General features: G+C 72.3%; 17 protein-coding genes and 1 tRNA gene. 7 read left to right on the plus strand and 11 right to left on the minus strand.

Annotated elements, in window-relative coordinates:
• Positions 1-4 precede the first annotated feature (4 nt).
• Positions 5-733 carry a hypothetical protein gene (locus tag ACZ6TB_RS44325; protein ID WP_465566457.1) on the plus strand — a complete coding sequence of 243 codons (729 nt, stop codon included), beginning with the start codon at positions 5-7 and terminating at the stop codon, positions 731-733.
• A 13-nt stretch (positions 734-746) separates the two neighbouring features.
• Here ACZ6TB_RS44325 and ACZ6TB_RS44330 read toward each other — a convergent pair whose 3' ends face one another.
• On the minus strand, positions 747-4,841 hold the full coding sequence (locus ACZ6TB_RS44330) for a trypsin-like peptidase domain-containing protein (RefSeq protein ID WP_465566459.1): 4,095 nt from the start codon (positions 4,839-4,841) through the stop codon (positions 747-749).
• A gap of 154 nt (positions 4,842-4,995) precedes the next feature.
• On the opposite strand from ACZ6TB_RS44330, the gene ACZ6TB_RS44335 reads away from it, so the two are divergent.
• Positions 4,996-6,282 (plus strand): cytochrome P450, encoded by a 1,287-nt coding sequence (locus ACZ6TB_RS44335; protein ID WP_465566462.1) that lies wholly within the window; start codon positions 4,996-4,998, stop codon positions 6,280-6,282.
• A gap of 25 nt (positions 6,283-6,307) precedes the next feature.
• Positions 6,308-7,489, plus strand: a complete 1,182-nt coding sequence (locus tag ACZ6TB_RS44340; protein ID WP_465566464.1) for an undecaprenyl-diphosphate phosphatase — start codon at positions 6,308-6,310, stop codon at positions 7,487-7,489.
• Positions 7,490-7,536: 47 nt separating this feature from the next.
• On the opposite strand, the gene ACZ6TB_RS44345 is transcribed toward ACZ6TB_RS44340, so the two are convergent.
• Positions 7,537-8,589, minus strand: a complete 1,053-nt coding sequence (locus tag ACZ6TB_RS44345) for a glycoside hydrolase family 26 protein (RefSeq protein ID WP_465566467.1) — start codon at positions 8,587-8,589, stop codon at positions 7,537-7,539.
• Between the two features lie 169 nt (positions 8,590-8,758).
• The gene (locus ACZ6TB_RS44350; protein WP_465566470.1) at positions 8,759-9,232 is read right to left on the minus strand and encodes an RrF2 family transcriptional regulator; all 474 of its coding nucleotides are present in this window, start codon (positions 9,230-9,232) and stop codon (positions 8,759-8,761) included.
• 81 nt (positions 9,233-9,313) lie between these two features.
• On the opposite strand from ACZ6TB_RS44350, the gene ACZ6TB_RS44355 reads away from it, so the two are divergent.
• Positions 9,314-10,072 carry an SDR family oxidoreductase gene (locus ACZ6TB_RS44355; RefSeq protein WP_465566473.1) on the plus strand — a complete coding sequence of 253 codons (759 nt, stop codon included), beginning with the start codon at positions 9,314-9,316 and terminating at the stop codon, positions 10,070-10,072.
• On the opposite strand, the gene ACZ6TB_RS44360 is transcribed toward ACZ6TB_RS44355, so the two are convergent.
• Entirely contained in the window at positions 10,069-10,389 is a 321-nt protein-coding gene (locus tag ACZ6TB_RS44360; RefSeq protein WP_465566475.1) for an STAS domain-containing protein, read from the minus strand. The genes ACZ6TB_RS44355 and ACZ6TB_RS44360 overlap by 4 nt on opposite strands.
• Before the next feature lie 28 nt (positions 10,390-10,417).
• A complete protein-coding gene (locus ACZ6TB_RS44365; protein WP_465566478.1) occupies positions 10,418-12,079 on the minus strand; it encodes an FAD-dependent oxidoreductase in 1,662 nt (553 codons plus the stop codon).
• Positions 12,080-12,142: 63 nt separating this feature from the next.
• On the opposite strand from ACZ6TB_RS44365, the gene ACZ6TB_RS44370 reads away from it, so the two are divergent.
• Positions 12,143-12,215, plus strand: a tRNA-Gly gene (locus ACZ6TB_RS44370).
• A 1,220-nt stretch (positions 12,216-13,435) separates the two neighbouring features.
• On the opposite strand, the gene ACZ6TB_RS44375 is transcribed toward ACZ6TB_RS44370, so the two are convergent.
• From ACZ6TB_RS44375 to ACZ6TB_RS44400, 6 genes are all read right to left on the minus strand, one after another.
• Positions 13,436-14,434 (minus strand): LacI family DNA-binding transcriptional regulator, encoded by a 999-nt coding sequence (locus ACZ6TB_RS44375; RefSeq protein WP_465566480.1) that lies wholly within the window; start codon positions 14,432-14,434, stop codon positions 13,436-13,438.
• A gap of 135 nt (positions 14,435-14,569) precedes the next feature.
• Positions 14,570-16,273 (minus strand): carbohydrate-binding protein, encoded by a 1,704-nt coding sequence (locus tag ACZ6TB_RS44380; protein WP_465566483.1) that lies wholly within the window; start codon positions 16,271-16,273, stop codon positions 14,570-14,572.
• Between the two features lie 31 nt (positions 16,274-16,304).
• Positions 16,305-18,182, minus strand: a complete 1,878-nt coding sequence (locus ACZ6TB_RS44385) for a glycoside hydrolase family 127 protein (protein ID WP_465566486.1) — start codon at positions 18,180-18,182, stop codon at positions 16,305-16,307.
• 8 nt (positions 18,183-18,190) lie between these two features.
• Complete coding sequence (locus tag ACZ6TB_RS44390) at positions 18,191-18,952, minus strand: carbohydrate ABC transporter permease (protein WP_465566489.1); 762 nt, start codon at positions 18,950-18,952, stop codon at positions 18,191-18,193.
• A 44-nt stretch (positions 18,953-18,996) separates the two neighbouring features.
• On the minus strand, positions 18,997-19,938 hold the full coding sequence (locus ACZ6TB_RS44395; RefSeq protein ID WP_465566491.1) for a carbohydrate ABC transporter permease: 942 nt from the start codon (positions 19,936-19,938) through the stop codon (positions 18,997-18,999).
• Positions 19,935-21,197, minus strand: coding sequence for a sugar ABC transporter substrate-binding protein (locus tag ACZ6TB_RS44400; protein ID WP_465566494.1), 1,263 nt, complete (start codon positions 21,195-21,197; stop codon positions 19,935-19,937). The genes ACZ6TB_RS44395 and ACZ6TB_RS44400 overlap by 4 nt, the downstream gene beginning before the upstream one ends.
• A 184-nt stretch (positions 21,198-21,381) precedes the next feature.
• Between ACZ6TB_RS44400 and ACZ6TB_RS44405 the strand changes: the two genes are divergently transcribed.
• Positions 21,382-22,362: a LacI family DNA-binding transcriptional regulator gene (locus ACZ6TB_RS44405; protein WP_465566496.1), complete on the plus strand. Its 981-nt coding sequence runs from the start codon at positions 21,382-21,384 to the stop codon at positions 22,360-22,362.
• Between the two features lie 37 nt (positions 22,363-22,399).
• Complete coding sequence (locus ACZ6TB_RS44410) at positions 22,400-23,254, plus strand: YndJ family protein (RefSeq protein ID WP_465566498.1); 855 nt, start codon at positions 22,400-22,402, stop codon at positions 23,252-23,254.
• Positions 23,255-24,334: the final 1,080 nt, after the last annotated feature.

Genomic DNA, 24,334 nt, shown 5'->3' on the forward strand with positions numbered 1-24,334 from the left:
CGTCGTGGAGATCGTGACGCGGGGGGACCGGCCGGACCTGCACGAGATGGCGTCGGCCGTCTTCCGGGAGCGCTGGCCGGAGTTCATCTTCCACGACGACGTGCCCAAGAAGTACCTGAGCCGCGTCGAGGAGCACTTCGGACGCTACGACATCATGGTCCTCGACGACGGCGCCGTGGTGGCCGGCGGCTGGGGCGTGCCGCTCGCCTGGGACGGCGAGGTCGCCGATCTGCCGTCCGGCTACGACGAGGCGCTGGTCCGCGCCGTCGAGGGCCGCGAGGCGGGCGTCGCGCCGACCACGCTGAGCTTCATGGCCGCCGCCGTCGGCTCCGGGCACGACAAGCGCGGCCTGGCGACCGTGGTGCTCGGGGAGCTGACCCGCCGCGCCGCCGAGGACGGCCTCGGCCACGTGATCGCGCCGCTGCGGCCGACCTGGAAGCACCGCTACCCGATCGTCGGCATGGACGAGTACGCCGGCTGGACCCGCGACGACGGCCTCTCGATCGACCCGTGGATCCGCACCCACCAGCGGATGGGCGCCCGGGTGCTGACGACCGCCGCCCGCTCGATGGTGATCGAGGGCTCGGTCGCCGAGTGGGAGACCTGGACCGGCCTGGTCTTCCCGGCCACCCGCGACTACGTGGTGCCGGACGCCCTCAACCTCGTGCACATCGACCGCGAGCGCGACCGCGGCGTCTACGTCGAGGAGAACCTCTGGGTGCAGCACCGGTAGGACCGGCCCGGCCCTAGACGTGGCCGAAGCGCGCGAGCTCGTTGCGGCCGGCGTTGAGGTCGAGGGCCAGCGAGCCCGCCGAGAGCCCGACGAAGAGCAGGCCGGCGACCTCGAGGCAGACGACCACCGGGTAGTGCACCGGGATGGTCAGTGCCAGCGCCCGGGTCTCCAGGTCCCAGACGCGGACGGTCCGGTCCTGGCTGCCGGAGGCGAGCATGAGCCGGTCGCCGACCGTCACCGGGCACAGGGTGGTCACCCGGTCGACGTGCCCGGCCAGCACCGCCGAGGCGTCGGCGGCCCGGTCCCACAGCCGGATCGTCTGGTCCTCGCCGCCGGTGACCAGCAGCGGTTCCGGGCCGGCCGGCACGGTCGTCATCGCCAGCACGCCGCCCTGGTGCCCGCGCAGGAGCCGGGCCTGCCGGCCGCCCGCGGTCCACAGCCCCACCGCGCCGTCGTCGCCGGCGGTGGCCAGGATCGGCGCGCCGCCGCCCCCGATCGGGCGCATCAGGCGCATGGCGCGCAGGTGGTCGTACAGCTCGTCGGCGATCCGGAACCCGCCCATGCGCCGTGACGTGCTCTTCCCGGTGTCGGTCCGGAAGGTGTAGAGCTTCGTCGTGCTGTTGGCGGCGGCCGCGATCGCCGTGCGGCCGTCGGCGTCCGGATAGGAGCAGAGGGCCCGCACTGGCGGATCCATCCGGATGTGGTGGGTGAGCTTGCGGCCGTGCACCGGATCCCAAGTCTGGATCAGCCCGTAGCCGGCCACCGACACCAGCGCGTCGCCGCCGCCCGGCGCGCTCGCCGTGCACAGCCCGGTCACGGTCTCGTTGAGGGCCTTGACCGACGCCGTCTCGGCGCCGGTCTCGACGTCGACGATCCGGATCGATCGCCGGTCGTCGGCCATCGCGACCAGGTCCCGGCGGCGGACCCGGACCGGGCAGGCGGCGGTGACCCCGCCGCGCCCGCCACGTTCCACCTCCGCCGTCGTCAGGTCCCACAGCCGGGCCGTCCGGTCCTGGCTGACCGTCGCCAGGTACTCCCGGCCGTCGATCGTGACCGGGCAGAGGGCGTTGACCGCGGCGGTGTGCGCACTGAGCAGAATGCTGTTGCGGCCCTCGAAGTCCCAGATCCGCACGGAGCCGTTCGCCGCGCCGGCCGCGAGCAGCGTGCCGCCGTCCCCGTCGATCGTGGTCATCGCCCGGACGGTGTCCACGTGCCGGCCGAGCCGGTTCAGGTCGCGGTCCCGGGTCAGGGCGTCCTGGGGGCGGCCCAGCGGCCAGCCGAGCACCTCGTGGCTGTTCGCGGCGGCCACCAGCCGGCGGCCGCCGACCGTGATCGGGCAGGCGGCGCGGACCATGTCGAAGTGGTTGTCGTAGTTGCGGAGCAGGACGCTGGTCTCCGGGTTCCACACCCGGGCGGCGTGGTCGTCGCCGCCGGTGATCAGCAGGTCGTGGCCGCCGCTGCGGACCACCGACAGGGTGCGGACCGGGCCGGCGTGCGCCTGGAACGCCCGGGGCCGGGGATCGCTGAGCCGCCAGAGGCGGACCATGCCGTCGTCGCTGCCGGCCGCCACGCAGACGTGGCCGCCGACCGACAGCGCGCAGAGGGCGCGGACCGCCGAGACGGGTCCGGCCAGCGTGCCGACGTGGCTGCCGTCGGCCGGGTCGACGAACCAGATCCGCCCCAGGCGGCCGGCCGCGGCGATCAGGTCGCGCTCGCCGTCCGGGACCGCGCACACGGCCAGGAAGCGGTCCGGCTCCAGCGCCAGCTTCCGGTGGGTGGCGTTGGCCGGGTTCCACAGGCGCACGAACGGGAAGTCGCCGACGGTGGCCAGCTGCGGCCGGTGCTCGACGGTGATCGGGCAGACCGAGCGGATCGCGCCCGGATAGCCCTCGAGCGCGCCGTAGTCCGACCGGCGGGTCACGTCGGCCCAGCGGATGCGGTAGGGCAGGCCGCGCCGGGCGGCGAACGTGGTCGGCAGCGACTCGATCTCCGCGGTGACGCCGAACAGCGCCGCCCGCTCGGCCGGCCGGGCCACCACGGCGCGCGGCGTGAGGCGGAGCATGCGGGCGCGTGCCACCCCTTCGGGCGTCGTGGCCTGCCCGGCCAGCGCGGTGAGCCGGGGCAGGTCGGCGTGCAGGAGGAACCCGTCGTCGAGCAGCAGCGCGTCGACCATGCCGGCGCGCACCGCGTACGCGGGAAGCGCCCGCAGCAGATAGTCGTCCGCCCCGGCCCAGCCCCCGTCGCCCTCGCGGCCGTGGCCGATGAACGCGGCCGCCAGCGCCCGCTCGTCGCTGCGACCCCGCCGCAGCGCGTCGTTGAGCGCCTGGTGGAACAGGCGGTAGCGGGGGACGCCGGCGTCGTTGCTGGACTCGACCAGGAAGTTCGCGGCCGACGAGCCGGCGAACGCGGTCAGCGCCTCCCGCGGGACGTGCACGTCGAGCGCCTCGAGCGCCACCTGCCAGAGGTCGATCGAGAAACCCGGGGCCTGGGCGTACGCGAGGGCGGTCAGCACCGTGGTGGCCGGCACCCCGCCGATCTCCGGCAGCCGGCGCAGGTACTCGGCCAGCGCCTGGTCGACGGTGGCGGTGAAGGACAGGGCATCGGGGTCGACGGCCTCGGCGTCGTACATGCCGTGCGAGCGGGCGATCAGGCCGGCGATGAGGAAGTTCGGCTCGGCGAGCTCGGCTATCCGGCCGGCCACCGGGCCGGCGACGGCCGGGTCCGCGTACGGGTTGCCGGGCCGCTCGTCGCCGAGCAGCGCGAGGGTCGCCTGGGCGTAGTCGGTGAGGTCGCGCAGGGTGAAGTACTCCTGCCGGTCGAGGTCGACGACCGCCGCGTTCCCGAACGCCCGCAGCAGGTCGCCGCCGTCGTCGGTGCGGCGGCTGCCGACCACCACCTGGGCGCCGTAGCGGGCGCACTGCCGGACCATCGGCACCAGCAGCGACTTCACCACGACCCGGGCCTGGGCCGGGCTGACCGCCTCGTCGAGGGCGTCGACCACCAGGTTGAACCGGTGCCGCTCGCGGTCGTGGGACATCCGGTCGAGCAGCGCCGGCACCAGGTCGCCGACGGTCCGCGGGATCCGCACCGAGGCGGCCCGGGCGACCTCGACGGCCACGTCGAGGGCGGTCTTGCCCTTGGCGTGCACGGCGCAGGCGATCGACCCGAGCGGCGTGCGCACATTGTGGTCGTCGGCGGGCAGTTCCCCGGCCACCTCCCGGTCGGCGGTGGTCACGATCCGGCCGAGCACCGCCGACTTGCCGACCCCGGGCGAGCCGGTCACCACCAGGACGCGGGGATCGGGCCGGTCGCGGGTCAGCCAGCCGACGATCGTCGCCAGCGCCCGGCCGCGGCCGCGGAAGCGGTAGCCGCTCTCCGTGTTGATCGACACGCCGCGCGCCCGGGGCTGCCAGTGCCGCGCCGCCTCGACGTCCTCGCGCAGCGACCAGCCCCAGGCCGCGAGCGCCGTCTCGCCCGCCGCCGCGACCGTCCACGCGGTCAGCTCGCTCAGCTTCTCGTCGGGCAGCGCCCGCTCGATCCGGTGCAGCGTGATCGCCTGGGCGTCGCCCGGGTTGTTGCCGCCGGTGCGGGCCGTGCCGACCAGCGCGACGATCGCGCCGTAGTCGGCCGACCAGACGCCGGCGCCGCTGAAGCCGGGGGTCACCGGATAGCGGGACAGTCGCTCGAGCCCGACACTGCCGTAGGAGAGCGGGCCACCGACCCGGCCGTGCGCCTCCGAGCCGAGCGGCGAGTCCCGCGGGAACCCGAACGACCACCAATGGTTGCCTTTCAGCGCGCGCGGTTCGGGGGAGCGCAGCGGCGCCGGGTGGGCCTCGGCCGGCGCCGGCTCGGCGAGCTCGAGCATCGCGAGGTCCTCGCCGGGGTGGCCGCGCACCTCGGTCACCGCGCGGCGGGCCTCCCGGGGGCCGCCCGACTTGGGAAAGGCCACGGTCAGCGGCCGTTTCCCGTCGACCACGTGCCAGCAGGTGAGGACCCGCCGCCGGTCGACCAGAACGCCGGCGCCGATCGGCGCGTCGGGCTGGCCCGCGGCGTACAGTGCCACGGTCCAGGGATCGTGGTCCGGCCCGGCGTGCGGCATGTCAGCCATCGGCGGCTACCATGCGTCGATACTTCCAGTACGCAATGCAACCGTCTATGCGACGTGAGTGACGATTTTCATCGAGGGCCACACGCGAGCTCGAAGGTGGCCGTGTGATCATGCTCCGAACCAATCGGCCGAAGCGGTGGAGGAACCGGTGGGCATGACGTCGCTGGTGTCCGCGATGCGGACTCAGGTGCTGGGGCTCGTCGCGCGGCGTTTCGCCGGCGGGATCGGGCCGTACGCCGGGCTGTCCATGTTGCCCGACAAGATCTTGTGGCCGCTGCACCGGGACGGGCTCGACCCGGTCCCGCAGATGGCGCAGTGGCGCACCGAGCGGCCGGTCAGCCGGCTGTCGGTCCCGTTCGGCATCCGCGCGTGGCTGATCACCGGCTACGAGCCGGTCCGGGCCGTGCTGGGCAGCGTCGACGGCTACAGCAACGACTTCGGCAAGTTCGCCGACCGGGTCGGCATCGGCATCGGCCAGGACCCGGGCGGCCTCGGGTTCGCCGACCCGCCGGTGCACACCCGGCTGCGCAAGGTGCTGACGCCCGAGTTCACCATGCGGCGGCTCGCCCGTCTCCAGCCGCGGATCGAGGCGATCGTGGCCGGCCGGCTGGACGCGATGGCCGCCCTGCCGGGCCGCACGGCCGACCTCTGGCACGAGTTCGCGCTGCCGATCCCGGCGCTGACCATCTGCGAGCTGCTCGGCGTCCCGTACGCGGACCGCGAGTACTTCCAGAAGCTGAGCACCGCCCGGTTCGACCTGGCCGAGGGCACCGGCGCCTCGCTGGACGCGGTGGGGGAGTCGCTCGCCTACCTCGGCGGCCTGATCGAGCAGCAGCGCCGGGAGCCGGGGGAGGGCCTGCTCGGCTCGCTGATCCGCGCGCACGGCGACGAGATCGACGACAAGGAGCTGGCCGGGCTGGCCGACGGCGTGCTCACCGGCGGCCTCGAGACCTCGGCCAGCATGCTCGCGCTGGGCGCGCTCGTGCTGATGACCAACCCGGAGATGGCCGCGCGCATGCGCGAGGGCGTCGGCGTCGACGCGATGGTCGAGGAGCTGCTGCGCTATCTGACGGTGGTCCAGGTGGCGTTCCCCCGGGTGGCGATCCGGGACGTACGCGTCGGGGACGCCGACATCCGGGCCGGCGACGTGGTGATCTGCTCGCTGAGCGGCGCCGACCGGGACGACCTGATCGGTCCCGGCCCGCACCTCATCGACCCGACCCGGGCGCCGAGCCGCTCGCACATGGCGTTCGGCTTCGGCATCCACCGGTGCATCGGCGCCGAGCTGGCCCGGATGGAGCTGCGGATCGCGTACCCGGCCCTGGTTCGCCGTTTCCCGGCGATGGCGCCGGCCGTCCCGCCCGCCGAGCTGAAGTTCCGCAAGGCCTCGATCGTCTTCGGCCTCGACGAGCTGCCGGTGACGCTTTCAGCAAACTCTTAGGAGCACGCTGCGAGGCTCGGCCGCCATGAGCGACCCCACCCTGACCTACCCCGAGGCGATCGTGATCGGCCTCCTGCAGGGCGTCACCGAGCTGTTCCCGGTGTCGAGCCTCGGCCACAGCGTCCTGCTGCCGGCCCTGATCGGCGGCCGCTGGGCGCGCGACCTGAGCCTGACCGCCGACAAGTCGCCCTATCTGGCGTTCGTGGTGGCCGTGCACGTGGCGACGGCGGTGGCCCTGGCCTGGCATTTCCGAGCCGATTGGGTACGCGTGATCCGCGGCCTGATCTCGTCGGTGCGCACCCGCTCGATCACGACGGCCGACCAGCGGCTCGGCTGGTTGTTGGTGGCGGCGACCATCCCGGTCGGCCTGGCCGGGCTCGCGCTGGAACACGCGATCCGCACGGCGCTGGGCCGGCCCGTGCCCGCGGCCATCTTCCTGATCGTCAACGGGGTGATGCTGGCGGCCGTCGAGCGGGTGCGCGCCCGGCGCCGCGCGGCCGCGACGATCGCGCCGTCCTGGGCCCGCGTTGCCACTGATCCCGACCGCCGGACTGGCGTCGGGAGCTCTGCTTACCCATACGCGCCGGCGGGGCCGGATCGCTCTGCTCACCCAGACGCGCCGGCGGGGGCAGATCGCTCTGCTCACCCAGACGCGCCGGCGGGGGCCGACCGCTCTGCTTACCCATACGCGCCGGCGGGGGCGGATCGCTCTGCTTACCCATACGCGCCGGCGGGGGCGGATCGCTCTGCTCACCCAGACGCGCCGGCTGGGCCGTACCGCTCTGCTTACCCATACGCGCCGGCGGCGGCCGACCCTGACGCGCGGCTGGCGCGGCAGAGCTGGGCGCAGGCGCTGCTGATCGGCGCGGCCCAGATCCTCGCGCTGTTCCCGGGCATCAGCCGCTCGGGCGCCACGATCGGGGCCGGGCTGCTGCGCGGGCTGAACCACGAGGATTCGGCCCGGTTCGCGTTCCTGCTGGCCACGCCCGTGATCGCGGCGGCCGGGGTGCTGAAGCTGCCCGAGCTGGCGGCGCCCTCGGCCCGGGGGGTGCTCGGCCCGGTGCTGGTCGGCAGCGTGGTCGCGGGCGTCGCGGCGTACGTCTCGGTGAAGTTCTTGACCAGGTATTTCGAGACCCGGACCCTGAACCCGTTCGCCGTCTATTGCGTGGTGGCCGGGCTGTTCTCGCTGGCCTGGCTCTCGTTCTGAAACGGGACGAGCCGCCCGGCATGATCGCCGGGCGGCTCGTTCTCAGGTCATCGGACCTGGACGTTGAACAGCGGGCTCGCCGCCAGCGTCCGGAACGTGGCGAGGCTGCGGGCCGAGCTGTTGATGCTGATGTCGCGGTCGCCGAACGCGTCCTTCTTCGTGTCGAAGTAGACGATCGCCTTGATCGCGGGGCGCTTGGCCAGCTCCGGCAGCACGCTGTTGAACTGGGCCGACTTGTCGACGACCTTGCCCACCCGGTGGTAGGCGCCCCACTCGGCCACCATGATCGGCTTGCCCTTGTGGTTGCGGACGGCCCAGTCGTAGAAGCCGGCGCCGTTGGGCGCGCGACGGTCGAGGAGGTCGCCGAACATGCCGTGGTGGTAGTAGCCCTGCTCGGCGCTCACGTACGAGTCGAGGCCGACCCAGTCGACGACGTCGTCACCCGGGTAGAGGTCCTTCCACCAGGACTGCGCCATCCACTTCTCGTTGCCCATGTAGGCCACGACGCTCACCGCGTTGGTGACGCCCTTGGCCCGCAGCCGCTCGATGACGTGGCGGAACGAGTTGTGGAAGTCCTTGGCGGTCATGCCCGAGCCCGCGTTCGGGCGGACGTCGTCCTCGGGCTCGTGGTTGAGCACCAGGAAGAACTTCTGGTTGTAGGTCGCCTTGAGCCGGGCCGCGAACGCGTCGATCCGCTTGTCGAGCTTGCCGGCGGCCACGTTCGCCCAGGTCGAGCCGTACTCGACGCGCCAGTTCAGCAGCAGCACCCGCGGGTGCGCCGGGTCCTGCGTCATCTTGATCTCGGCGGCGGTCGGGAACTTCTCGTCACCCTTGTGGTACGTGTGGAAGATCGTCGAGGTGCGTCCGCTGAGCTTCTCCCAGGTCCGCAGCTCCTGGTCGCGCGGCGCCTTGGTGAAGCCGCCGGCGGCGGCGCCCCACAGCACGTTGCAGCTCGGCACCAGCTTCGCGTCGGTCACACAGCCGGTCTTCGGCGCGACGGTCGACGGCGTAGCGGCCTGGGCGGCGCTTGCGGCCCCACCGAGGACGGCGCCGAAACCGGCGAGCACGGCGGCCAGCGAGTGCACGGACTTGCGAAACATTCAATCTCCCCCGCGTTGTCCGGCCGTTGTCGGCCGGGCATGGGAAAGAGATTCCAGGGCGTGCGGTGCGCGCCAAGTGCCCGCGGGGGTGCCGATGAGTTGCTCTGCCGGCCCGCTCCCGAGGGGTCGACCGTGGTGATCGGCGGGCGGGGGTCGTGCTTGAGACTTCCTACGACGCCAGCCAGTCGCGGACGCCGAGCAGCGCGCCGGGGCCGGAGTCCTCGGTCACCTGGCCGGCCAGGCCGTCGATCGTGACCGCCCGCAGCGCCGCGCGCCACGCCTGGTCGGCGGCGGTCATCGCGCGGTTGATCGGGCACGGCCGCAGGCAGGCCTCGGGCGGGGTGGCCAGCGGTCCCCGCTGCCGGATCTCGGTGCAGACAAAAGCGGCAGACGGGCCGTCGACGGCCTCGACCACGTCGAGCACGGTGATCTCGGACGGCGGCCGGGACAGCACGTAACCGCCGGCGTGGCCCTGCACCGAGTGGATCAGGCCGGCCCGGGAGAGGGCCTGGAGCTGCTTCGCCAGGTACGACCCCGAGACGTCGTGGAGCTCGGCCAGCCGGGCGGCGGGCACCGGGCTCTCGGCGGCGGTGAGCACCACGGCGCAGTGCAGGGCCCACTCGACCCCGCCGGACATCTTCATGGTCACACCCTACTTGACTCGGACAGTCCTTGTCCGAGTAGAGTTCCGGACAAGAGATATCCGAGTTAGGAGCGGGGAAACATGAAGGTCGTCGTCATCGGGGGTACGGGGCTCGTCGGCACCAAGCTGCGCAAGCTGCTCACCGAGGCCGGTCACGAGGCGGTCGCGGCGTCGCCGAGCACGGGCGTCAACGCGGTCACCGGCGAAGGGCTGGCCGGCGCGCTGGCCGGGGCCGACGTGGTGGTCGACGTGACCAACGCGCCGGTCTGGGGCGACGACGAGGTGCTGCACTTCTTCACCACCTCGACGGCCAATCTGCTGGCCGCCGAGAAGGAGGCGGGCGTCGGCCACCACGTCGCGGTCACCATCGTCGGGGCGGACGGGCTGCCGGACAGCGGCTACCTGCGGGCCAAGGTCGCCCAGGAGTCGCTGATCAAGGACGGCGGCGTGCCGTACACGATCGTGCGGGCCACGCAGTTCTACGAGTTCCTCGAGATGATCGCGAACTTCGCGACCGTCGACGGCGTCGTGCACGGCGCGACGGCCCAGTTCCAGCCGATCGCCGCCGCCGACGTCGCCGCGATCCTGGCCGACGTGGTCGCGGGCGCGCCGCTCAACGGCACGATCGAGATCGCCGGGCCGGAGTCGGGGACGATGGCGTCGTTCCTGCGCCGGTTCCTCGACGCCACCTACGACCAGCGCAAGGTGGTCGACGACCCCGAGGCCGGCTACTTCGGCACCAAGCTGACCGAGAAGTCCCTGGTCCCGCGGGACGACAAGGCCCGCCTCGGCGCGATGACCTTCCCCGAGTGGCTCAGCCGCCCCGAGGGCGCCCTCTAGAGGCCGAAGACGTGGCCCAGACCGGTCACCTCGATGGCCTTGCGGACCGGCGGGGACGGCTCGGCCAGGGTCAGCGTCACGCCCTTGGCGGCGGCGCTGTTGCGGGCACTGACCAGGGCGCCCAGCCCGTACGAGTCGATGAAGGCCAGCTCGCTCACGTCGACCCGCAGGTAGCGGCACCCGGGCACGGCGGCCGCCGCGGCGAGGCTGTCCCGGACGTCGTCGGAACGGTCCAGGTCGAGCTCGCCGGCGAGGGCGGCAACCACCAGGCCGTCGGGATCGGCCGGTTCGTACCGGATGGTGGGGTCGTTCGGCATTCGCCAGATGCTACCCGCCCTCGGTCGATCAAGCGCGCGGGAGCATCGCCAGCGCCTGATGCACCGACCGGACGGCGCTGGCGCCCTCGCCGACCGCGGCCGCGACCCGCTTCATCGACTCCGAGCGCACGTCGCCGGCCGCGAACACCCCCGGGATGCTGGTCTCGAACGGCAGCGGCGCTCGTCCCGTACCGGCCCATCGCTCGCCCAGCTGCACATCGGTGAGCAGGAAGCCCTTGGCGTCGACCGCGATGCCCGGCAGCCAGTCGGTGGCCGGGGTCGCGCCGATGAAGCAGAACAGGCCGAAACAGCCGCACGGAACGGCGTCCCCCGACAGGGTGATCTCGTCCAGGCGGTGCGTCCCGTGCAGCGCGGTGACCTCGGTCGCCGTCCGCACCTCGATGCGCGGCTCGGCGAGGATCCGGTCCACGAGATAGCTCGACATCTTGCTGTACAGGTCGTCACCCCGTACCGCCAAAGTCACCTGGCCGGCCCGCCGGGCCAGATAGATCGCCGCCTGCCCGGCCGAGTTCGCCCCGCCCACGACGGTGACCGGCAGTCCCGCCACCGCCTGCGCCTCGAGGTCGGTCGCCGCGTAGTAGATGCCCGACCCCACGAAGTCGGCCCACCGATCGAGCGGCAGGTTGCGGTAGGCGGCGCCGGTCGCGATCAGCACCGTACGGGTGGCGATCTCGGTGCCGTCGACCAGCGTCACCACATGCCCGTCGGTTGCCGATCGCAGCGATCGGACCCCGCACGGGCTGCCGATGTGCGCGCCGAACTTCAGTGCCTGCACCGCCGCGCGCCCGGTCAGCGCCGCGCCGCTGAGCCCGAACGGGAAGCCCATGTAGTTCTCGATGCGCGACGACGCGGCCGCCTGCCCGCCGATCGCCACCGCGTCCAGCAGCTGCGTCTCCAGACCCTCCGACGCGCCGTAGACCGCCGCGGCCAGGCCGGCCGGTCCGGCGCCGACAATCGTCAGATCGGCGACCCCCTTGGGCGTACGGCGATAAGTCAGCCCCAGGTGCTGACTCAGGATGCCCGTGTTAACCGACCGCAGGGTGCCGCGCGGGGTGACGACGGCGGGCAGATCGGCGCCGGTGAGGCCCTCGTCCGCCATCGTGGCCCGGCCCTCGGCCGAGTCCGGCTCCAGCCACAGGTGCGGCACGGCCTGCCGGGACAGGAACGTCTCCAGCGCCATCCCCGCGCCGCTCGCGCCGTCGCCGATCACCTCGAGATTGCGGCCGGACCGCTCGGCCAGCAGCAGCCGCCGGGCCAGAAAGGCACGCAGCAGCAGGTCGCTCAGCTCGGTGTCACGGGCCATGAGCAGCCGGAACGCCTCCGGCCCGATCCGGTGCACGGCGCCGTCGGCGGCAACCCGCGCCGACAGGATGCGGGTCTGCCCGGTGAGCAGGTTCATCTCCCCGACGAACTGCCCCGCGTGCGCGGTGAGGAACAACTCCTCGGGCGCGGTCGCGGTCGGCGTCCGGACCACCTCGATGGCGCCGGCCTCGATCAGAATGAGGTCGCAGTCCTCGTCGCCGACGTCGAAGAGGATGTCGCCGGCCTTGACCTCGTGCCGCGTGCCGTAGTCGGCGGCCCGGCCGAACCGGTCCGCCTCGAGGATCGGAAAGGCGGAGGCGGTCAGCTCGTCGTCGGTCTCACCCAGCTCGGGGAAGTTGGTCACCACGGGGGAAGCTTGGCAGAGCCCGTGCACGAAGCTCAACGCGCATCCGGTATGGTTTTCCTCAACGCGGACGTAGCGCAGCTGGTAGCGCATCACCTTGCCAAGGTGAGGGTCGCGGGTTCGAATCCCGTCGTCCGCTCTCTGTTTCTCTCTCCCGCCCGGCCTCTTGTGCCGGGCATTTTCGTGTCTTCGCGTCGGTGTCGTTTTCGTGCCGCCTTTCGTGCCGCCTTTCGTGCCGCCTTTCGTGCCGTCGCGGCGGGACCAGTCGTCCGGGGGTTGCGCACCTGATCTGGGGGCGGGGTGGTCCGGGTGCCGGGCGATTGTGGTTGGTGAACGCCCGTCGGACACGTCGCGGCCGGGCGTCGGCTGCTGTGGTCCGGGGTTGGCCGTTTGATGTGCGGATGGCGGTCGTAGCCGTCCCTACCCGGCCATCGGGCGACGGATCTGGTGGTGCCGGCGGGTCTGCGCTCGCGGCTGGAGTTGGGGACGCGGCGGCCGTGCTTACCGGCGGATGTCGCCCTCGGCTAGCACAGTTGGCGTGGTGGTGGGTCGTTGTCCACAACGGCTGGTTATCCACACTCTCAACGGCCGTCCACGCAGGTTGTCGCCCGTTTCCGCCACAATGATCGGCGGGGGAACCCCCAGTGGAGGGCGGGGTCTGCCGTGACGCCATGATCGGTGGCTTCTGGCCTGATGCGGTCCTTTGCGGGGTCGATAGTGGGCCCGGGGTGGGACTGCCATGACACGGTCTATGCCTGACGGCGCTTGGCGGGCCGGCCGCGGTGGTGATTTGGGGCAATTATCCGTTCGGCGGTCGGTCCTCCTCGTAAGCAGTGAAGAGTTTGTGCGCGCTACGAGCAGAAACTCTTCATTCCTTAGTGCGGTGGGGCTTGGCTCGCCGGGGTGGCGCGGTTGTGCCTGCGTGGACTTGCGGGGCGGGCGGGGCTGGGCTGGGCGGGGCGGTCCCGTGGTGCTCGGTGGTGTCTGACGCTCAAGCGGTCATCTGACGGTGGGTTGTTGGGCTGGTCTGGGCCGCCAAGGCACGGGTGACGCGGCTACGCGGCGGGTTTGAGGCTGAAGGGTGCCCGGCCACGGGACGGCGCGGCCAGGCTCGTGCGCTGGGCCCGTCGGCTCGGCGTTGCGCCTGCGTGGCCCGTGGACCTGTAGCTCTGCTCACCGATACGCGCCCGCCGGGTCCGCGCCGCGCCCGACGTCCCCGCGCGACGCCAGAAGCAGCGGACGCCCGGCTATCGGCGCGCGAGAGGCATTCAGCCTAGCCTCCTAGGATGCCAGAAGCGGGTGTGTCGCACGTGACGGCGACGATCGAGAGCGCGACCCCCATAGCGGGGGCGCCCGGGCTCAGGCGGGAACGGTCGAGTCGCGGATGACCAGCTTTGCCGGGTGCGGGTGCACTCCCGGCGACGGGTTGCCCTCGATGGCCTTCAGCAGGAACTCGGCCGCCGTGCGGCCCAGGCCCTCCAGGTCCATGTCGATGCTCGTCAGCGGCGGCCGGCTGGCCAGCGCGATCACGTCCCAGTTGTCGAAGCCGGCCAGGGCCACGTCCTGGGGGACACGGCGGCCGGACTCGCGCAACGCGTCGGCCGCGCCGCGGGCGATCTGGTCGCTGCCGCAGATCAGGGCGTCCACGTCCACGGACTGGGCGAGCAGCAGACCTACCGCCTGGCGGCCCCACGCCTCGCTCCACTCGCCGTACAGCGGGGGGACCACCAACGCCGTGGCCAGGCGGTCGGCGGCGGCGGTGGCGCGGACGCGGGCGGAATGGTGGTGCTCGGGGCCGGTGATCACGGCCATCCGGCGGCGGCCGACCGTGAGCAGGTGGTCCGCGGCGAGGCGGGCGCCGCCGGTCTCGTCGGGGACCACCGAGCAGTCCTCGGGAGACGACGAGGCCAGGAAGGCGTAGACCACGGGCACGCCGGCGGTGGCGGCCAGCGGCGGGCGGGTGCCGGCGCGGCGGCCGGTGACGATGATCCCGTCCACGCGGCGGCCCAGCAGCGTACGCAGATGGTGTTGTTCTCGTATCGGGTCGTCGCGGGCGTCGCACAGCAGGACCGACATCTCGCCCGCGCCGAGGGTGTCCTCGGCGCCGATCAGCAACGGGATGCTGAAGCGGCCGATGGTGTCGGTGGTGATCATGCCGACCGTGTACGTGCGGCCGGCGTGCAGGCTGCGGGCGGCCGGGTTGGGGTGGAAGTCGAGTTGCTCGGCGGCCTGGCGGACGCGGGACACCGTGTCGGCGCGCAGGGAGCCGCGGCCGTTGAGCGCCTTGGAGGCCGTGCCGACCGAGACGCCCGCGAGCGCGGCGACGTCGCGGATGGTGGCGATGCGCGGCCGGTGCATCCCTGCAACGTACCGTGCGATCAAGGGCGTGGGGGGGGGGGGGGGGGGGGGGGGGGGGGAGAGAGGGGGGAGGGGGGGGGGGAGGGGGGGGAGGGGGGGGGGGTGGGCCCCCCCCCCCCCCCCCCCCCCACGACGTCAGGTCAGCTGGATGTAGTCGAGTTCGGCGTAGCCGGTGCCGCCGGCGAACGACGGCGCGCCCTTTGCCAGACGAATCACGTTATATCCGGCGCGGAGCGTCACGCTGACGGCCACGGTCGACCCGAAGACGCCCCATCCGGCCGTCGGCGGGTAACTGACCGTGCTCCAGGCGCCGCCGTTGTAGGCCAGCCCCTGGGTCGAGGTCGCCCCGGTGCCGTTGGCATAGCCGACGGTCATCGTGTACGCGCGGGCGGCCGGCACGTTGACGACGAAGTCCACGTAGGAGTCCGTCCGGGCGTCCCCGGTGTTGTCGATCCGCCCGACGTAGCCGCCGTTCGACGCGCTCGACGCCGAGAGCCGCGAGGCCCGGAAGACCGACGCGTTCTCAGCCTCGTAGCGCTGCTGGTACGCCGGCACCCCGCTGGCCGGCTGGACGACCAGGTGGTACGCGCGCCCGGCGTCCATGTTCGGGACGGTCACCGTGATCGCGCCGCCGCTCACCGCGTACGTCGAGGTCGAGATCGCCGTGGGCGCGGTGACCGCGGTGAACCGCCCCGAGTTGGCCGCCGATTCGAGCGTCACCGAGACCGAGCCGCCGAGCGCCGAGAGCCCGGTGACGCGCACGTAGTTCGTGCCGGACTCGTTGCCGACGACGGCGTTGACGATCTTGCGGGTGCCGTCGTAGGCCGCGAAGCCGTCGAGCCCGGTCTGCGTGGCCGGCGCCGTCTGGACCATGGTGCCGGCCATGTCGCCGTACCACTTGTAGGGCCACCAGGTGCCGGTCGGCTGGCTGTTGTTGACGACCAGCCCGTTCATGGTGCCGTACTCGTACCAGAACGCCCGTTGCGCCGACTGCACGCCGGCCCGTTCGAGCTTCGCGATGTAGCTGGTCACCGACCCGGGCACGTCCACTTCGGACGTCGTCGCGTACTCGTTGATCACGATGGGCCGGGCGCTGATGCCGAGCGAGCTCTCGAGCGCCCGGTACGCGGCGACGTGGGCCGCGATCCCGGACGGTCCCGACAGCTCGTGCCAGACCGTGATGTCCGGCAGCGCGTTGCCGGCCTTGGCGTTGGACAGGAACGAGCTCATCAGGCTCTGGTTCCAGCTCGAGAACCCGGGTCCGGCGATCGGGGTCACCGCGTCGAGGGTCTTGATCCGCTGGTACGTGCGGACCCAGCCCGCGTTCCAGGAGCCGGCGGCCGCGGTGTTCCACGTCCAGTCCGGCTCGTTCCAGATCTCCCAGGCCTGGATGTTGCTGACCGAGGTGGCGTTCAGCCGCGCCCGGACCATGGTGTCGACCTTGCCCAGCCAGTCGTCCCAGCTCACCCACTTGTACGGGAAGTCGGGGTAGATGTCGGGCATCCGGATGATCTCGGCGCCGCCGACCCGGTCGGCCTGCGGCGCCACCTTGAGCGCGTCGCCGCCGGGCGGCTGCCCGTTCGGCTTCTGCCCGACCCCGGGTGCGGGCTGGGTGAGGGTGTTCATCCTGATCGGGAGCAGGGTCGCGTCGGCCGGCCGGCTGTTCTCGGCGAGCCCGTAGAGCCCGCCCGACGCGACGTGGGTGACGGGCCGGATCGCCGTCCCGGCGTTGACGGTGAGGGTGGTGCCTGCCGCCTGTGCCGGGCTGGGGAGCGCACCGACGGAGATGAGCAGGGCGGTCAGGGTCGCAGCGGACGCGGCTCTTCGCTGATGCTTCACGGGCACCTCGGGGGATGTGGAGGGGAAGCGGTCATTCCTCCCGCGCGGCGAGCGGCACCCAGACCCGCATCGGGCCGGGCTCCCGGTTCGCCCACAGGAAGTAGGGGATGGCCGGGACGGTCGCGGTGACCGTGCCCGGGGTCTCCGGCGCGAGCGGCCGGTAGAGCTGGGCGGCCTCGGCGGGGCGGGCCCGCAGCGTGGCCAGGAGGGTGACCGGCGCGAACCCGTCACCGACGGCCAGCGGGGCGGCCGCGTCGAGCTCGAGGTCCTCGAAGGCGACGCCGTTCAGCGAGACCGGCAGGTCGGCGTGCTCGAGGCAGTAGACGACCGGGCCGCGGGCCAGGGCCGCGCTGCCGCGGACGGCGTCGACCCGGGGGTGGGCGGCGACCAGGCGGGGCGGCATGGCGAGCACCAGCGACACGACGTCGCCGGCGTGCCAGGTGCGGGTCACGCGCAGGTAGCCCTCCTGCACGCCGGCGCGGACCAGCGAGCCGTTCACCGACAGGCGGGCGTCGCGGCACCACGACGGGACGCGCAGCGCGAGCGTCCACGGCCCGTCCCCGGCGGCGCGCACGGTGATGTCGATGCTCTCGTCCCACGGGTAGGAGGTGCGGACGTCGAGCTCGTACGAGCCGGAGACGACAGTGCCGGCGGCGTACAGGTGGAACTGGATGCCGTTCGGCGCCGAGGTCGCCAGGTAGCCGTGCAGCGATGCCATCAGGCGGGCCAGGTTCGGCGGGCAGCAGGCGCACGAGTACCAGGTCAGCCGCTGCGACGGGGTGTCCTCGTGGGAGCCGTCGTGGCCGGTGCGCAGCTGCAGCGGGTTGGAGTAGAAGAACGACCGGCCGTCGAGCGCGGTCGAGCCGGCGATGCCGTTGTAGAGCAGCCGTTCCATCTCGTCGGCGTAGCGGGCGTCGCCGGTGGCCAGCAGCAGCCGCCACGCGAGCTGGAAGCTGCCGATCGCGGCGCAGGTCTCGGCGTACGCGCGGTCGGGCGGCAGCTCGTACGGGTCGCCGAAGCCCTCGTCCTTGTGCCGTGAGCCCTGCCCGCCGGTCAGGTAGGTCTTGCTGGCCAGGGCCGACTCCCACAGCCGTTCGGCCGCCGCGAGCAGGGCGGGGTCCCGCGTCTCGACGGCCACGTCGACGGCGCCGGCGAGCAGATACATCTGCCGTACGGCGTGCCCGGTCGCCTCGTCCGCGTCCAGCAGCGGCTTGTGGTCCTGCCAGTAGCGCGGCCCGAACCGGCCCGGACCGAGCAGGCCGTGGCCGCGGCGGTCGAGGAAGTGCTTGGCCAGCGCGAGGTACGGCTCGTGGCCGGTGAGCCGGTAGAGCTCGACGAGCGCGGTCTCCACCTCGGGATGGCCGTCGATCAGGTCCTCGCCGCCCGGCCCGAACCGGCGTACGAGCAGATCGGCGAACTTGCGGGCCACGCCCAGCAACTGCGGCGAGTCGCCGGTGCGGGCGGCGGCGACGGCGGCCTGGATGAGGTGCCCGGCGCTGTACATCTCGTGGCTGAAGCCGAGGTCCGACCACTGCTCGTCGCGGTGGTCGCCCTGGTAGTACGAGTTCAGGTACCCGTCCGCGTCCTGCGCCTTCTCCAGCAGCGAGACCGTGTCGGCGAAGAAGTCGGCGTACCGCCCGGACCAGGCCGCGGCCTCCAGCGTCTTGTAGACGTCGGTGTCGGCGAACCACATGCCGGCGAACGAGGCGTCCGCGTCGCCGGTCACCCGGCGCAGGTTGGCGAGATTGCCGTACGCGGTGAGCTGGTCGATGCAGTGCGGCAGGGTGGCCGTGGCATTGCGTTCCTGCCAGCCGCCGAGCAGCCCGTCCGGGTCGAGCCGGACGGCGTTCAGCGGCAGCGGGCGCAGGGCGGCTAGCGCCGACGGGGTGGGCGCGGCGGGGCCGTTCATGTGGATCCTCAATCTTTCACGGCGCCGGCGGTGACGCCGGCGGCCACGTAGCGCTGAGCCAGGATGAGCAGCAGCGTCGCGGGGATGGAGGCGATGACGGCGGTAGCCATGATCGCGTTCCATTGCTGGTTGTTGTTGCCGATGTAGTGGTAGATGCCGAGGGTGATGGGCTGTCGCGTGCCGCCGCCGTCGAGCGTGGTGGCGAAGACGAAGTCGGACCAGGCCCAGAGGAACGCGAACAGCGAGACGGTGACGACCGCGTTGCGGCTGACCGGCAGCACCACCGACCAGAACGTCCGGAACGAGCCGGCGCCGTCGATCTTGGCCGCGGCGGTCAGCTCCGACGGGATGCCCGACATGAACGCCGTGAAGATCAGGACGCCGAACGGGACCGCGATCGTGGAGTCGGCGAGGACCAGGCCGGCGGCGCTGTTGAGCACGCCCAGGCGCAGGTAGATGGCGTAGAAGCCCATCGCCATGATGATGCCGGGGATCATCTGGGCCATGAGCAGCACGAACGACAGCGCGCCGCCGCCGCGGGGGCGCAGCTTCGCCAGCGAGTAGCCGGCCGGGGCCGCCAGCGCCACGGTGAGCGCCACCGTCCCGAGCCCGATCAGCAGGCTGGTACCGAGGTACGGAAGCTGTTGATCGAGCACCGCCCGATAGCCTTCGAGGGTGCCGTGCCAGGGGAACAGATAGGGCGGATCGTGGCGCATGTCGGTGTCCTTGGTGAAGGACACGTTGATCATCCAGTAAACGGGGAAGAGCATGATCGCGACGAGGATGATCCCGACGCCCGTTTTAAGGCGGCTTTTCATGACATCGATCTCCGCTGCGTCCGGATGTAGAGAAGCCCGAAGATCAGCGCCATCACGATGAGCAGGTTGCCGACCGCGGCGCCCGGCCCGAACTGGGGCAGCAGGTTGCCGAAGCTGAGCTTGTAGGACCAGGTCGCGAACGTCGTCGAGGCGTCGGTCGGCCCGCCCCTCGTCATGATCCAGATGATGTCGAAGACCTTGAGCGTGTAGACCAGCCCGAGCAGCAGCGTGATCGCCGAGACCGGCCGCAGCAGCGGGAACGTGACCCGCCAGAACCGCTGCCAGCCGGTGGCGCCGTCGAGCGCGGCCGCCTCGTAGATGTCGGCCGGGATGGCCTGCAGTCCGCTGTAGAGCACGACCAGGTTGAACGGGATGCCGATCCAGACGTTCGCGATGATCACGCTGGTCAGCGCCCACTGCGGCGAGGTCAGCCAGTTGACCGGATCGACGTGCAGGACGCCGAGGAACGCGTTGACCACGCCCGAGTCGCTGTTGAGCATCCAGGACCAGGTCGACGAACTGACGATCAACGGCAGCAGCCACGGTACGAGGAACAGCGCGCGCAACGTCGCCGACAGTTTGAAGTTCTGGGCGAAGAAGACCGCGAGCGCCATGCCGATGGTGAACTGGAACAGCAGCGAGACGCCGGTGAACACCACCGTGTGCAGCAGGGCCGGCCAGAACGTCGGGTTGTCGATGACGGTCCGGTAGTTGTCGAGCCCGCTGAACGGCGCGTTGCCCTGCACGAACGACCGGACCGTGTAGTGGCGCAGGCTCAGGTCGAGGTTGCGGTAGAGCGGGTAGGCGTAGAACGCGACCAGGTAGATCACGACCGGGGCGAGGAAGCCCCACGCCGCCCACTGCCCCGAGCGTTTGCGGGCGGGCCGCCCCGGGGTGGCCGTGGTGGCCACCCCGGAGCGGCTCAGCACGTCGGTCACTTGACGGCCGAGGCGGCCGTCGACTGGGCCGCGGTCATCGCTTCCTGGGGCTGCTTGCTGCCGGAGAGCGCGGCCTGGAACGCCGTCCACATCGGCTCCGAGATCTTCGGGTACTTGGTGCCGAGGTTGTCGCTGGTGCGGCCCTTCGCGGCGCCGACCGCCTCGACCCAGACCTTCAGCTCCGGGTTCGCCGCGACCTGCTTCTCCTGGACCGCCTTGGTCGCCGCCACGTACGACAGGGTGGTGTCGGTCGTCAGGGCGTTGTCGGGGTTCGTCAGACACCCGATGATTTTCTCGCTGGTCGCGTACCGCTTGGTGTCGTTCTGCACGGGAGCGGTCACGAACTCGCCACCGGTGGGCGCCGGGGCCGTGCCGCCCGCCTGCGACGGGATCGGGATGATCCCGTACTCGAAACCGGTCTTCTTGGCGTTGGCCAGCTGCCAGGTGCCGTTCTCGCTGAACGCGAAGTCGCCGGTCGCGAACTCCTGCCAGCTGGTGGTCTGCGTGTTGTTGAGGACGGAGTTGGGTGCGAGGCCCTTCTTGACCCAGTCGGTCCAGAGGGTGACGGCCGCGACGCCCTGCGCCGAGTCGAGCTGGGTGAGGTTCGCGCCGGCGCCCCAGAACCAGGGCAGGAACTGGAACGAGCCCTCCTCGGTGCCGATCGCCGAGAACGTGATGCCCTTCTTGCCGGCCGCCTTCACCTTCTCGAGCGCGGCGGTCAGCGACGCCCAGTCCTTGACCGTGGCCGGGTCGACCTTGGCCGCGTCCAGCACCTTCTTGTTGTAGTAGAGCGCGAGCGTGTTCGCGCCGATCGGGATGCCGTAGGTCTTGCCGTCGAGCTGCCCGGCGGCGAGCAGGTTCGGCTCGACCGCCGACGTGTCGATCTTCGTGTCGTCGGTGGTGGTCAGCACGCCGGCCTCGGCCAGCGTCGAGACGACCGGGTTGTCGACGATCAGCACGTCGGGGGAGTTGCCCTGCTGGGCGGCGAGCAGGGCCTTGTTGGTGAGGTCGGTGGTGTCGAACCCGGTGCGCTTGACGGTGACGCCGGCGTCGGTGCCGCACTTGGTCAGCAGCTTCACCCAGTCGGACGAGTCGTCGAACTGCGGGTACGGATCCCAGATGTTGTACGTGCCGCCGCCGCTGCCGCCGCTCGCGGTGTCATCCGACTTGTCGTTGGAACACGCGGCGGTGACGCCGACCGCGAGCGTCAGGGCGGCGATGGCGCTCAGGCCGCGCCATTTCCGGCCGGAGAAGGTCATATCCGATACCCCTTGGTTTCCGAGGAGGAAGAAACAGAAGGAAAACGATTGCCCTGACGCTAGGGAGCCTCTTGCAGGGCTGTCAAGGGGACGTTACGGTTTGGTTGCCGAGGCCGGGAAACTGGGCCAGGAAACGGGGGAGGAAACACTGGGAACCATCGATCGCGCCGCCACCATCAGCGAGGTGGCGGCCCTTGCCGGAGTCTCGCCGGGCACCGCCTCCAAGGCCCTCAACGGCCGGGGAGCGTTGCGCCCGGAGACGCGCCGCCGGGTCCAGGAGGCCGCCTCGCAGCTGGGTTTCGTGGCCAACGCGGCGGCCCGCAGCCTGCAGGCCGGCCGCACCTACACGGTCGGGATGATCACGACCGACAGCATCGGCCGGTTCAGCATCCCGCTGCTGATCGGCGCCGAGGACGCGCTCGGCGCCGGGCAGGTGTCGGTCTTCCTCTGCGACGCCCGCGACGACCCGATCCGCGAGCAGTACTACCTGCGCACGCTGCTCGGCCGCCAGGTGGACGGCATCATCGTCACCGGCCGGCGCACCCAGGCCCGGCCGCCGATCGGCCGGTCCCTGCCGGTGCCGGTCGTCTACGCGTTCATCAGCTCGACCGATCCCGCCGACTGCTCGGTGGTCCCCGACGAGGCCGACGGCGCCCGCCGCGCGATCGAGCACCTGCTGGCGATCGGCCGGCGCCGGATCGCCCACGTGACCGGCCCCGAGCACCACCATTCGGCGACCATCCGCGCCGACGCCGCGATGCAGGCCCTTTCCGCGGCCGGCCTCGAGCCGGCGGCGCCGGTCCTGTTCGGCGAGTGGTCGGAGGCGTGGGGCCGCCAGGCCGCCGGCATCCTGCTCTCCACCGGCGCGTCGGTCGACGCCGTCTTCTGCGGCAGCGACCAGATAGCGCGCGGCCTGGCCGAGGCGTTGCAGGAGTCCGGCCGGCGCGTCCCCGGCGACGTCGCCCTGGTCGGCTTCGACAACTGGGACGTCATGGTCGACGGCTGCCGCCCCCCGCTGACCAGCATCGACATGGACCTCGAGGGCATCGGCCGCACCGCCGCCGAGCTGCTGCTGGCCGCCATCAACGGCGAGCCCGAGCACGGCCGGCGGGCGCTGCCCGGGCGGCTGGTGCCCCGCGCCTCGACGGCGGTGCACCCGAGCTAAGGTCTACTTGAACGCGTTCAAGTAGCCGGGGGAGCTCATGACCGTCATCGTCAACCTCGCCGTCACGGTGGGCATGCTCCTGGTGGTGCCGCTCGGCCTCCGCCTCACCGGTCCGCCGCGGTTCCCCGCGCGCTGGTGGCTGGTGCCGGCGATCCCGGCGGCAACCGCGTTGTGGCTTCCACGCGGTCCTCTCACGCTTCTTTTCACGATCCCGTACGCGTTGCCGGCCGCACTCCTGGCCTGGCAGGCGCTCACCGAGCTCCGCCGCCCCACCGCGGTCGGCGTAGCCGTAGCCACGGCGCGGGCGACCCCGTTCGTCGCCGCCACCGCGCTGGTCGCCGAGCGTTCCGGCCACCACCTGCTCGGCTTCCGCTTCGGCGTGCTGGCCCTGACCGTCGCCCACTTCCACTTCGCCGGCTTCGCGGCCGCCCTGATCGCCGCCCTGGCCGCCCGAGCCACCGGATCGCGGGTGGCCGCCCTGACCGTCCCCACCGGCACGGCGCTGGTCTTCGCCGGCTACTTCACGAGCGACTACGTAGAGCTGGCCGGCGCCCTGGTGCTGACCGCCGGCATGTGGCAGGTGGCGTGGCTGACCTGGCGGCACGTGGCGCCCGGGGTCCGCGACCGCACCACCCGGGCCTTGCTGCTGGTCTCGACCGCCACCCTGACCGCCACCATGCTGCTGGCGCTGAGCTGGGCCCTCGGCGAGGCGACCGGCCTGCCCCACCCGTCGCTGACGTGGATGGCCGCCACCCACGGCTTGGCCAACGCCTTGTGTTTCGCCCTGTGCGGCATCCTGGCCTGGCGCCGCCTCGACACCGCCGGCCCCGCCCACTCCGCGCCGCCGGTCGGTCCCGGTCGCGTGTCCCGCCCGCTTCACGCTCCGGGCTGATCCCGCTCGCGTGGGCGCATCGCCCTCGGCCCCGCTCATGGCGAACGACGTGGTCGCGGCCGGGACGGCGCCGGAGAGGCGCAGCAACGCGCGGGCGTGCGATCGCGGGCCGCCGGGCGGACGTGCCGCCACCTCAGCCACATGCCGGGGTCAGGGCCGGCTCTACGTCGTCGCTGGTGAACAACCGGCGAGGACCGGGGGCGTGGCGGTGGGGACGCTCAGGGCGGCGACCTGCGATCCGGTGACCCGAGCGACCGGGCCGGCGATCAGAGCGGCGGCGACGTCGAAGTGCGGAAGCCCAGCAGGTGGTGGACGGCGAAGGGGCGCGCGCCTGCAACGCCAGGGTGCGGCCGGCAACGCGTACGGAATCGTGGAAAGAAGGGTGAGAGGACCGCGCGGAAAGCCATCGTAGGGTGGCTATGTGTTCTCCCCGGAGGAGCTTCGGCTGCGCGGCGCGCTGGTGGACGAGCTGGCCTCGCTGCCGGCCATGGGCGATCCGCGGCAACGGCAGTTCCTGGTCGAGGTGACCGGCCACGGGCATCTGGCGACGCGGGTCGACTGGCATGGCAGCGCGGTGGTGTTCGCCGTGCGGTTTCTGCGGCTGCTTGACGGGGCGGAGCTGCTGGGCTTTCTCGGTGCGCTGGCCGAGACGGCGCCGGTCGGGGTGGAACGCCGGCGGGTGCTGGCGGGGCTGCGCGATGAGGTGGCGGCGCTGCCCGAGGGGCGGCGGGCGCTGCTGTTCGCGGCCGACCCGCGGGTCGAGGGGCTGGCCGCCGAGTTCCGGGCGGCCACCGAGCGCGAGATCGCCGAGCTCGGCCCGAAGTACCGGCCCGACCTCTACTTCGAACGCGACGATGTCGAGGATCGGCTCGCCGCGTTCCTGGCCGGCGACGCGACCTGCCACCTGGTGGTGTCGCGGCCGGGGCGGGGCAAGACGAGCCTGCTGTGTCACGCCGCCCAGCAGCTGGGGGCCGGGCGCCGGGTGCTGTTCCTGAGCGCGCGGGCGGTGCTGCGCGACGCCGACGGGCTGCTGGTGCTGGTCGCGTCGCGGCTCGGGTACGGCGCCGACTGGCGCGGCTG

The sequence above is a fragment of the Actinoplanes sp. NPDC051537 genome (genome assembly GCF_055586105.1).

Coding starts and splice junctions, on each gene's coding strand:
- ACZ6TB_RS44330 (WP_465566459.1), bottom strand. CDS start 4,841: ATGGCTGACATGCCGCACGCCGGGCCGGACCACGATCCCTGGACCGTG.
- ACZ6TB_RS44335 (WP_465566462.1), top strand. CDS start 4,996: ATGACGTCGCTGGTGTCCGCGATGCGGACTCAGGTGCTGGGGCTCGTC.
- ACZ6TB_RS44340 (WP_465566464.1), top strand. CDS start 6,308: ATGAGCGACCCCACCCTGACCTACCCCGAGGCGATCGTGATCGGCCTC.
- ACZ6TB_RS44345 (WP_465566467.1), bottom strand. CDS start 8,589: ATGTTTCGCAAGTCCGTGCACTCGCTGGCCGCCGTGCTCGCCGGTTTC.
- ACZ6TB_RS44350 (WP_465566470.1), bottom strand. CDS start 9,232: ATGAAGATGTCCGGCGGGGTCGAGTGGGCCCTGCACTGCGCCGTGGTG.
- ACZ6TB_RS44355 (WP_465566473.1), top strand. CDS start 9,314: ATGAAGGTCGTCGTCATCGGGGGTACGGGGCTCGTCGGCACCAAGCTG.
- ACZ6TB_RS44360 (WP_465566475.1), bottom strand. CDS start 10,389: ATGCCGAACGACCCCACCATCCGGTACGAACCGGCCGATCCCGACGGC.
- ACZ6TB_RS44375 (WP_465566480.1), bottom strand. CDS start 14,434: ATGCACCGGCCGCGCATCGCCACCATCCGCGACGTCGCCGCGCTCGCG.
- ACZ6TB_RS44385 (WP_465566486.1), bottom strand. CDS start 18,182: ATGAACGGCCCCGCCGCGCCCACCCCGTCGGCGCTAGCCGCCCTGCGC.
- ACZ6TB_RS44390 (WP_465566489.1), bottom strand. CDS start 18,952: ATGCTCTTCCCCGTTTACTGGATGATCAACGTGTCCTTCACCAAGGAC.
- ACZ6TB_RS44400 (WP_465566494.1), bottom strand. CDS start 21,197: ATGACCTTCTCCGGCCGGAAATGGCGCGGCCTGAGCGCCATCGCCGCC.
- ACZ6TB_RS44410 (WP_465566498.1), top strand. CDS start 22,400: ATGACCGTCATCGTCAACCTCGCCGTCACGGTGGGCATGCTCCTGGTG.